Source organism: Streptomyces sp. CO7 (genome assembly GCF_053474865.1).
Map to the genome: position 1 here is coordinate 4332 of NZ_JBRIOU010000007.1, position 3895 is coordinate 8226.

A 3895-nucleotide genomic window follows, 5' to 3' on the forward strand; every position below is an offset into this window, starting at 1 on the left:
TAGACGGACATGATGTCGGCCCCCACCGTCGACCAGTCGAACCGCCGGACGTGCGCGCTGCCCCGCTCCCGCAGCTCCTCCCGCCGCGCGGGATCGCCGAGCAGCCGCACCGCCGCGTCCGCCAGCGCGTCCGCGTCCTCGTTGGCGTACAGCTCCCCCGCCACCCCGTGGTCCAGCACCTGCGCGAACGCGTCCAGGTCGGAGGCCAGCACCGGCGCCCCCGCGGACAGCGCCTCGACCAGGATGATCCCGAAGCTCTCGCCGCCCGTGTTGGGCGCCACGTACAGGTCGACCGACCGCAGCAGCCGCGCCTTGTCCTCGTCGCTGACCATGCCGAGGAACTCCACCCGGGAGCGCAGCTCCGCGGGGAGCGAGGCCACCGCCTCCTCCTCGTCGCCGCGCCCCGCGACCAGCAGCCGCGTCTCCGGCCGGGCGGCGAGGATCTTCGGCAGCGCCCGCATCAGCACCGGCAGGCCCTTGCGCGGCTCGTCGATGCGTCCTATGAAGCCGATCGTGCCGCCCTGCCAGTCGGGGTTCGGCTCGGCCTTGGCGAAGAAGTCGACGTCGACGCCGTTGGGGATGACCACCGCGTCGCCGCCCAGGTGCTCCACCAGCGTGCGCCGGGCGTACTCGCTGACCGCGATCCGCGCGCTGATCTTCTCCAGCGCGGCCTGCAGGATCGCGTACGCGGCGATCATCGCCCGCGAGCGCGGGTTGGAGGTGTGGAAGGTCGCCACGATCGGACCCGACGCCGCCCAGCAGGCGAGGAGTCCTAGCGAGGGCGAGGCCGGCTCGTGGATGTGGATGACGTCGAACGCCCCGTCGTGCAGCCAGCGCCGCACCCGCGCCGCGGACAGGAACCCGAAGTTGAGCCGCGCCACCGAGCCGTTGTACGGAACCGGCACGGCGCGCCCGGCGGACACGACGTAGGGCGGCAGCGGGGTGTCGTCGTCGGCGGGGGCCAGCACGGACACCTCGTGGCCCTGCCGCACGAAGTACTCGGCGAGGTCCCGGATGTGGAACTGGACGCCGCCGGGCACGTCCCAGGAGTACGGGCAGACGATGCCGATCCTCACGCGACCGCCTCCTTGGCGTCCCGGCCACCCCGGTCGTCACGGTCGTCCGTGTCTCCGCGGTCCTCGAGGTCCGCGATCCAAAGCCGCTGCAGCATGTGCCAGTCCTCGGGGTGCTCGGCGATGCCGGAGGCGAAGGCGTCGGCGACCCGCTGGGTCATGACCACGCTCTTCTCGGCGCGCGTCCCGCTCTCCGGCACCTCCACCGGCGGGTGGATCCGCGCCCTCATCACCGGGGTGTCGTCGAACCACAGGGTCACCGGCAGCAGCAGCGCACCGGTCTGCTGGGCGAGTATCGCCGGTCCGGCCGGCATCCGGGCCTTCTCGCCGAAGAAGTCGACCTCCACGCCGGAGGCCGACAGGTCACGGTCGGCGACCAGGCAGACCAAGCCGCCCTTGCGCAGCCGCCGGGCCAGGGTTCCGAACGCCGAGCCGCCGGTGTGCGGCAGCACCTCCATGCCCAGGCCCTCGCGGTAGGCGACGAACCGGTCGTACAGCGTTTCGGGCTTCAGGCGTTCGGCGACGGTGGTGAAGGGGACGCCCAAGCCGGTGGTGGCCCACGCTCCGGCCAGGTCCCAGTTGGCCATGTGCGGCAGCGCCACGACCACGCCGCGGTCGCCGGCCAGCGCGTCGGTGAGCAGGTGCAGGTCCTCGGCCTCCACGCCGGAGGCGATCCGCTCCCTGCTCCACGCGGGCAGCCGGAAGGACTCCATCCAGTACCGCAGGTAGGACCGCATGCCGGCCTTCGACAGCTCGGCGAGCCGCTCGGGCGTGGCGTCCGGCACGACCCGGGCCAGGTTGCGCTCCAGGCGCAGCACGCCCGCGCCCCGGCGGCGCCAGGCGGTGTCGGCGATGACGCGCCCCAGCCGCACGGCGGCCGGCTCGGGCAGCCGCTTCACGGTCGCCCAGCCCAGGCCGTACAGCGAGTCGGCCAGCTTCTCCCGCGCGCTCACCCGGTCCGCGCGCTTCTCCCGCGCGCTCACGAGGCGGCTCCCGCGGTGCCCGTGGTCCCCGCCGTCCCCGCGTCGGCCTCGGCGGCCTCGCGGCGCACCGTGACCACGCGCTGGACCAGCGTCACCAGGCTGCCCACGGCGACGATCCACAGCGCGATCGGCAGCAGCACCTCGACGCCCGGCACCCCGAAGGCGTGCAGGCCGGCCAGTCCGGCCGCCACCAGGGTGACCACCAGCCGCTCCGCTCGCTCGACCAGGCCGTTCACCGCGACCGGCAGGCCGATCGACTCGCCGCGCGCCTTGGTGTACGACACGACCTGGCCGCTGGCCAGGCAGAAGATCGCCACCGCGCACAGCAGCACGCTGTTCCCGCCGCCCGCGTACCACAGGGCGATGCCGCCGAAGATCGCTCCGTCGGCGACGCGGTCCAGCGTGGAGTCCAGGAAGGCGCCCCAGCGGCTGGAGCGGCCCAGCTGACGGGCCATGTTGCCGTCCACCAGGTCGGAGAACACGAACAGCGTGATCACGATCGTGCCCCAGAAGAACTCGCCCACCGGGAAGAAGGCCAGTGCTCCGGCGACCACTCCGGCGGTCCCCAGCACGGTGACCACGTCGGGGCTGACGCCCAGGCGGATGAGAAACGCGGCGAACGGCGTGAGAACACGCGTGAAGAATGCACGCGCGTACTTGTTCAGCATGGCCTTCCCGAGGGTCGTGGCGGCCGGCGCCCCTGCTGGCCACCGGCCCGGCCCATCGTAGCCACGCACCCTGTGCGCCGACGGCGGGGCACCCTCGGGGCAAGGTCACGTCCTGGCCACGGCCCCGCCTCGCCCAGGTCACGCCCCACGGCCGTTCCCTCGTATGGACGAGTCCGGGCGGCGGTGCAAAGCTCGAAGGGAACCGCGGGCGCGCGCCGGGCGCCGCCGCTGCGGCCCTCGGGACCGGGCGTCCGCTCCGGCCGGTGGCGTCCACCGCCGCCGGCAGCCACTCACCGTGCACGGGAGGGCAGGATCATGGGCGACAGGAACAGTCACCACCCCGGGGCCGCCGGCAGGGCGACGACGGCCGACCGGCCCGCCTCCATCCGCAACGTGGTGCTGGTCGGCCCCACCGGATCGGGAAAGACCACGCTGGTGGAGGCCCTGGCCCAGACCGCGGGGGCGGTCAACCGGGCGGGCCGGGTCGAGGACGGCGGCACCGTCTCCGACCACGACGAGATCGAGCAACGGCGGCACCGCTCGGTACAGCTCTCCCTGGTCCCGCTCGCATGGGACGGGATCAAGATCAATCTGCTGGACACCCCCGGCTACGCCGACTTCGTCGGAGAGCTCAGGGCCGGTCTGCGCGCGGCGGACGCGGCCCTCTTCGTGGTCTCCGCCTCGGACGGCGTGGACGGCGCCACCCGGGCGATGTGGGACGAGTGCGCGGCCGTCGGCATGCCCCGCGCCATCGTCGTCACCCACCTCGAGTCGGCCCGCACCGGCGTGGAGGAGATGACCCGGCTGTGCGCCGAGGCCTTCGGCGGCGACGACCCCGACGCCGTCCTCCCCCTCTACCTCCCGCTGCGCGGCCCCACCGGCCCCGACGGGCAGGCCCCGGTGACCGGACTGGTCGGACTGCTCACCAAGAAGCTCTTCGACTACTCCTCCGGCGAGCGCGCCGAGCACGAACCCGACGCCGACCGGATCCCGCTGATCGACGAGGCCCGCGAGCGGCTGATCGAGGGCATCATCGCCGAGAGCGAGGACGAGGACCTCATGGACCGCTACGTCGGCGGCGAGACCCTCGACCCCGGCGCCCTGATCGCGGACCTGGAGAAGGCCGTCTCGCGTGCCTCCTTCCACCCCGTCCTGTGCGCCGCGCCCGCAC

General features: G+C 73.6%; 4 protein-coding genes. 1 reads left to right on the forward strand and 3 read right to left on the reverse strand.

Features of this window, described 5'->3' with window-relative positions:
• From ACOV8S_RS23740 to pgsA, 3 genes are all read right to left on the reverse strand, one after another.
• Positions 1–1076 (reverse strand): glycosyltransferase family 4 protein (locus ACOV8S_RS23740; RefSeq protein WP_448320144.1); only part of this gene is annotated, 1076 nt, incomplete at its 3' end.
• Positions 1073–2026, reverse strand: a complete 954-nt coding sequence (locus ACOV8S_RS23745) for a phosphatidylinositol mannoside acyltransferase (protein ID WP_448320435.1) — start codon at positions 2024–2026, stop codon at positions 1073–1075. The genes ACOV8S_RS23745 and ACOV8S_RS23740, both read right to left, overlap by 4 nt.
• Positions 2027–2052: 26 nt before the next feature.
• Positions 2053–2724 carry a phosphatidylinositol phosphate synthase gene (gene pgsA / locus ACOV8S_RS23750; protein WP_448320145.1) on the reverse strand — a complete coding sequence of 224 codons (672 nt, stop codon included), beginning with the start codon at positions 2722–2724 and terminating at the stop codon, positions 2053–2055.
• Positions 2725–3039: 315 nt separating this feature from the next.
• Between pgsA and ACOV8S_RS23755 the strand changes: the two genes are divergently transcribed.
• The coding region (locus ACOV8S_RS23755) for a GTP-binding protein (protein ID WP_448320147.1) at positions 3040–3895 on the forward strand (856 nt) is incomplete at its 3' end.